The following is a 6,652-nucleotide window of genomic DNA, read 5'->3' on the forward strand; positions in this document are numbered from 1 at the left end:
AATGCGCTCGGTTTTTCCTATTTTGCCCAAGAACAATTAGAATTAGCGATTCGTAACTACAAAGAAGCAATTAAACTTTATCCTGAATACTCGATCGCTCTCAATAATCTTGGCAATGTTTACGAAAAGAAACAAATGGCTAAAAAAGCTCTCGAAACCTACGAAGAAACTCTCAAATTTGATCCTAATAATACCGTAGCGAAAAAGCGAGCCGAATCCCTGCGTAAACGCTTCGCTGAATCGAAATAGTTTTGACTACTATCAAATTCTTTTTAGAGATCGAAGAATCTTCGATCTCTTTCTTTATTTCAAGCCATAAAACAAGACAATTAAACTAGGGGTTAAAATCGTCAAAATTAAATTTAGGGGCGCACCCAAACGGGTAAAATCGAGGAATTTATAGCCGCCAGGTGCATAAACCATGGTGTTAGTTTGATAGCCAATTGGTGTTAGATAACTATTAGAAGCAGCAAAGGTGACAGCATACATAAAAGCCAAAGGATTTAAACCCAAAGTTTTCGCCACTTCCACGGCGACGGGAATCATTAAAACCACGGCGGCGTTATTAGAGAGGATTTCGGTTAAAACTGAAGTAATTAGATAGAAAAAAACTAAGATCCAAAACCCCGAAAGATTGCCGCCGATAGCCACTAAATTATCTGCCAACCATTTAGTCGTTCCCGAGTTATCCATGGCAGTACCCAGGGGAATTAAACCCGCTAATAAAAAGATAATATCCCAACGAATGGAACCATAGACTTCCCCCGGTTTTAGACAGCCAGTAATTACCATTAAAACCACCCCAACTAAACTGGTGACGAGAATCGGTTGAATATCAAAAGCAGCAATAATAATCACCAACAAAGTAATCATTAAAGCAATAATGCCTTTATCCTGTCGCAATGATTCGATCTCTTTTTCTTCTAAGACTAATAATTCTCGCGTGGTTTGTAAACCAATAAAACTCTGTTTTGGTCCCTGAACTAAAAGCAAATCGCCAAACTTTAAAGGAATTTTACCTAATCTTCCTTGCAGTAATTCTGAACCACGCCGAATCGCTAAAACCGTTGCGTTATAACGCTGACGGAATTTCAAATCTTTTAAAGTTGTCCCAATTAAACGGGAATTAGAGAGAAGCAAAACCTCGGCTAATTTTTCCTCACCTGTAGTAATTGCCGATTCAATATCTCCTTTCTGAAATTTGACATCGGCAAAGATTTCTAAGCCTCGTTCATCTTTAATTTTTAATAGTTCTTCTCGACTACTGTGAACGATTAAAATGTCGCCAGCATTGAGAACTTTATCAGCTAAAGGTTGGGGTAAATGTACCTTATTTCTGATTAATTCCAACACATCAAAATTAAACTTTCTTTGTAGTCCACTTTGGGATAAAGTTTGACCGATAAGATTAGAACGAGGGGTAATAATTACCTCACTCAGATATACTTTAGAACCATAATCATCCTCTAAAAATTCCCCGGTGGAAGATTTGCGATCGGGTAGTAATTTCGGGGCAAAAATTGTTAAATAAATCAAACCTGCCAAAAAAGTTACTAATCCTAAAGCAGTGAATTGAAATAAGCTAAATTCCCCATAACCCAGCTTGGCAGAAATACCACTAGCGAGAATGTTAGTAGAAGTCCCCACCACGGTAATCATCCCCGCTAAAACCGTGGCGTAGGAAAGGGGAATTAATAACTTAGAAGGAGAAATTTTTTGTTTTTTACACCAATCTTCGACGATGGGTAAAAAGATCGCCACCACTGCCGTGTTATTAATAAAAGCACTAATCGGCCCCACTAATGCCCCTAAGACAAATACCTGTTGGTGGGGATTTTTGCCCCCCCAAACCAGCAAGCGATCGCGAATTACTTGAATCACTCCCGTGCGGGTAATTCCAGCACTAAGCACAAACATCGCCATCACCGTCACCGTGGCAGAATTACTAAATCCGGCGATACCTTCTTCGGGAGTAACTAAACCCAAAAGAATGAGGACAATAGCCACGCATAAAGCGGTTAAATCTACCGGTAGCCATTCCGCCACGAAAGCGACTAAAGCAACGACTAAAACCGTTAAAGTCAGAATAATTGGTGTTGGCATTGATTTATTTTTTCGTCATGAACCAGCGAATAAATAACTTCTCCAACTCAATCCAAACAAACATTAAGGCACTAAATCCAAAACAGATTAATAATTCCGTGCCACTAATCCATTGAGTACCGAAGAAGTTTTGTAGAGGAGGAGCATAAATTAACAACAATTGTAGGATCGTTGTCAAGCCCACGGCAGCAATAATGTAAGGATTAGAGAAGGGATTCATTTGCACAGCTAACTGGGTATGGGAACGCACCGCCAAAGCATGACCCATTTGTGCTAAACAGAGGGTAGTAAATACCATGGTTTTCCAACGTCCAGGATCTCCGATTTCGGGGGTTGCTTGAGTATATCGGTAAGCCCAAGCCATCATAATAATGGTGAGAATGGCAAACACCACACCGATGCGAATCATATACCAACCCAACCCGCGAGCAAAAATGCTTTCCCGGGGGCTAAAAGGTGGACGTTTCATCACATTAGGTTCGGCGGGTTCCATTGCCAAAGCCAGAGCCGGTAAACCGTCGGTGACAAGGTTCATCCAGAGGATTTGCAAGGGAGAAAGGGGTACACCGCCTAAACCGAGCAGCGGAGCCGCTGCAATCGTTAAAACCTCGCCAATATTACTGCCGAGAATGTATTTAATAAAGCGCCGAATGTTACTGTAAACCACGCGCCCTTCTTCGGTGGCGGCGACGATGGTGGCAAAATTATCATCCAGCAAAATCATATCACTGGCTTCTTTGCTGACATCGGTTCCAGTAATGCCCATGGCGATACCGATATCCGCTTGTTTTAGTGCCGGAGCATCGTTCACCCCGTCCCCCGTCATGGCGACGAATTTGCCCCGTTTTTGCAAAGCTTGGACGATTCTCAGCTTATGTTCGGGAGAAACACGAGCATAGACGCTAACACCATCTACCTCTGCCTCTAGGTCATTCTGAGACATTTTTTCTAATTCTTTACCCGTGATTACGCGCTCCCCGGGGGCAGCAATTCCTAATTCAAATGCGATCGCCTTGGCCGTTAATTGGTGATCTCCAGTAATCATAATCGGACGAATTCCCGCTTGACGACAGAGGGCAACCGCTTCTTTAACTTCTTTGCGGGGTGCATCGAGCATTCCCACCAATCCCAACCAAACCAGGGATTGTTCCTCACTATCTTCTCTTTCCGCTTCTGGCACTTCTGTCATCGGTTTATAGGAAAAACCCAAGACTCGTAGGCCATTACCCGCCATTTCGTCATTTTGTGCCAAAATACGGCTTCTTTGTTCATCTGTTAAGGGTTGACTTTCTGCCCCAACTTGGATCAGAGAACAGCGTTCGAGAATTAATTCCGGTGATCCTTTGGTAAACATTAAATAGGCAGAATCCCCCAAACCTAACTGGGCATTCTCACAGATTACTGACATTCTCTTTCTTTCGGAAGAGAAGGGAAATTCGCCTAAACGAGGGCTTTGTGGTGCCAATGCTTCCCGATATAGTCCTCCTTTACCCGCCAACGTCAGTAAAGCTCCTTCGGTGGGATCGCCTAAAATTGACCATTCTTGCGCTTTATTTTGCAAAAGTGCATCATTACACAGCACACAAGCCGTTAAAATTGCCTGTAGTTCCGGATCACTTTCACTAACACCATTAAACTCACCGATAGGCGCGTAACCTTCCCCCGTGACAGTAATTGTCTGCTCGGAAGTATTAACTTTCTGCACCACCATTTTATTTTGAGTTAAAGTTCCGGTTTTATCGGAGCAAATCGTCGTTACCGAGCCTAAGGTTTCCACTGCCGGCAATTTACGGATTAAAGCTTGTCTTCTCACCATTCTTTGGGTTCCAATTGCCAAAGTCACCGTTACCACTGCCGGTAAACCTTCGGGAACAACGGCCACAGCCATACTGAGGGAAGTTTCGAGGAATGATTCAAAAAACTGCCAACCAAAGCGAATTACGCCACCAAGCACGACTACAGCCACTAAAGCTAGGGAACTACTCACTAAAACGTTACCTAACTGCGACATTCGCTGCTGTAGGGGAGTTGGTTCACTTTCTACTCCTTGCAACAAAGCGGCGATTTTACCGATTTCCGTATCCATTCCCGTCTTGGTAATCGCCACTTTCCCCCGTCCCTGTACTACTTCTGTACCCTGATAGACGAGGTTAATGCGATCGCCCAAAGAGGCATCTTCTGGTAAAACCTTCTGTGCTTGTTTATTCACCGATTCCGCTTCCCCCGTGAGGGCAGCTTCGCGAATTTGCAGGTTTTGTGCTTCTAATAATCTGCCATCGGCGGCAATTTGTACCCCCGCTTCCAGTAACATGATATCCCCGGGGACAAGTTCCTTGGCCGTCACTTCAAAGGTGCTACCATTACGAATAACTCTAACTTTGGGCGAGGATAACTGCTTAAGGGCTGCTAATGCCTTTTCTGCCCGACTTTCCTGTAAATATCCTAAAATACCGTTTAAAATAACAATTGTAAAAATAGCGATCGCGTCTTTGGGAAATTCCCCTTTTTTCAGGTCCAAAACTGCCGAAACCACCGCCACGGCGATCAGCATCACTAACATAATGTTAGTAAACTGTTCCCATAAAATCATTAACGGGCTACGTCCCCCCGTTTCTTTTAGTTCATTTAATCCGAAAAAATCCTTTCTTTTAACAATTTCCGCCTCGATTAAGCCAGTTTCCCCATTGGTTCTCAGTATTTCTAGGGTTTGTTCCCCAGTTAAATTATGCCAAGCACGATTATTCTCTATTTCCGAGACTTGAGGTGACGTAGTGGGAAAAGTCATAGCGATCGATTGAAGAGGGTGTACGCGTGAACTAAAAAGGTAAGCGAATTAAGCTAATTACATATCACAATATCAGTTATCAGTTATCAGTGACCAGTTATCAGTTATCAGTGACCAGTAATCAGTTATCAGTGACCAGTAAGCAGTTATCAGTGACCAGTAATCAGTTATCAGTGACCAGTAATCAGTTATCAGTGACCAGTAATCAGTTATCAGTGACCAGTCAGCAGTTATCAAGGAAGTGGGGAAGTGGGGAAATGGGGAAGCTGTCTCATCACCCTATCACCCCAAAACCCCATCACCCCAAAACCCTATCACCCTATCACCCTATCTCCTCCTGCCCCCTGCCGACCGCCTTCTCGATAATCTGAAAAAAATGTAACGAAATGTGAAGTATAATAGCGAATGTGATAAAGACAAGACATTAGAGAGTAGATAGGAAACGATGCGAGTTGCGATCGCTGGTGCGGGACTAGCCGGATTATCTTGTGCGAAATACCTTGTCGATGCGGGACATACGCCCATCGTACTGGAACGTCGCGATGTATTAGGGGGAAAAATTGCCGCTTGGAAAGATGCCGATGGGGACTGGTACGAAACCGGTTTACATATCTTCTTTGGCGCTTATCCCAATATGCTGCAATTATTCAAAGAATTAGGCATAGAAGATCGTTTACAGTGGAAAGAACACTCGATGATCTTCAATCAGCCGGAAAAACCGGGGACCTATTCGCGGTTTGACTTCCCAGATATTCCCGCCCCAATTAACGGTATTGTTGCCATTCTTCGCAATAACGATATGTTAACTTGGGAGGAAAAAATTAAATTTGGACTCGGTTTAATTCCTGCCATTGTTAAAGGTCAAAGTTACGTCGAGGAGATGGATAAATATTCTTGGTCGGAATGGTTAGAGAAACAAAACATCCCCCCTAGGGTAGAAAAAGAAGTGTTTATCGCTATGTCGAAAGCCCTAAACTTTATCGATCCTAACGAGATTTCCGCCACAATTCTACTAACAGCCCTCAACCGCTTTTTACAGGAGAAAAACGGCTCAAAAATGGCTTTTCTCGACGGTTCACCCCCGGAAAGACTCTGCCAACCTTTAGTCGATTACATCACCGCTAGAGGTGGAGAAGTGCGCTTGAATGCCCCTTTAAAAGAGATTATCTTAAATGAAGATGGCACAGTTAAAGCCTTCTTAATGCGCGGTTTAGACGGTGGGGAAGATTATCTTTTTGAAGCCGATCTTTATGTGTCTGCGATGCCGGTAGATCCTTTAAAAGTTTTACTACCTAAACCTTGGCAAGAAGATAAATTCTTTCAAAAATTAGAAGGATTAGAAGGGGTTCCCGTCATTAATTTACACCTCTGGTTTGATCGCAAACTAACCGACATCGATCATTTATTATTCTCCCGTTCGCCCTTACTCAGTGTTTATGCTGACATGAGCAACACCTGTAAAGAATACGCTAACCCCGATCGCTCGATGTTAGAATTAGTTCTCGCTCCCGCTCAGGATTGGATTAGCAAATCCGATGAAGAAATTATCGCCGCCACGATGAAAGAACTAGAAAAACTCTTTCCCCAACATTTTAATGGCGATAATCCCAGTCAATTGTTAAAATATCATCTGGTGAAAACTCCCCGATCAGTTTATAAAGCCACCCCTGGCCGACAAGCTTATCGACCTTCTCAAAAAACTCCGATCGAGAATTTTTATCTCGCCGGTGACTATACCATGCAAAAATATTTAGGAAGCATGGA

At 43.1% G+C, this 6,652-nt stretch carries 4 protein-coding genes; 2 read left to right on the plus strand and 2 right to left on the minus strand.

Annotation, left to right across the window (positions count from 1 at the left end):
- The coding region (locus tag PX636_RS17115) for a tetratricopeptide repeat protein (protein ID WP_288118000.1) at positions 1-249 on the plus strand (249 nt) is incomplete at its 5' end.
- A 54-nt stretch (positions 250-303) separates the two neighbouring features.
- Here the strand turns inward: PX636_RS17115 and PX636_RS17120 are convergent.
- Both PX636_RS17120 and PX636_RS17125 read right to left on the minus strand, forming a co-directional pair.
- On the minus strand, positions 304-2,103 hold the full coding sequence (locus PX636_RS17120; protein ID WP_002795536.1) for an SLC13 family permease: 1,800 nt from the start codon (positions 2,101-2,103) through the stop codon (positions 304-306).
- Between the two features lie 4 nt (positions 2,104-2,107).
- Positions 2,108-4,888 (minus strand): cation-translocating P-type ATPase, encoded by a 2,781-nt coding sequence (locus tag PX636_RS17125; protein WP_002795537.1) that lies wholly within the window; start codon positions 4,886-4,888, stop codon positions 2,108-2,110.
- 445 nt (positions 4,889-5,333) lie between these two features.
- Here PX636_RS17125 and pds point away from each other — a divergent pair.
- The coding region (pds, locus tag PX636_RS17130) for a 15-cis-phytoene desaturase (RefSeq protein WP_288118002.1) at positions 5,334-6,652 on the plus strand (1,319 nt) is incomplete at its 3' end.

It is taken from the genome of Microcystis sp. M53598_WE2 (assembly GCF_030067735.1).
In the GTDB taxonomy this organism is placed as follows: Bacteria; Cyanobacteriota; Cyanobacteriia; order Cyanobacteriales; family Microcystaceae; genus Microcystis; species Microcystis aeruginosa.

What these genes read in the sequence shown, in the direction of transcription:
- PX636_RS17120 (WP_002795536.1), bottom strand. Translation starts at nt 2,103, where the DNA reads ATGCCAACACCAATTATTCTGACTTTAACGGTTTTAGTCGTTGCTTTA.
- PX636_RS17125 (WP_002795537.1), bottom strand. Translation starts at nt 4,888, where the DNA reads ATGACTTTTCCCACTACGTCACCTCAAGTCTCGGAAATAGAGAATAAT.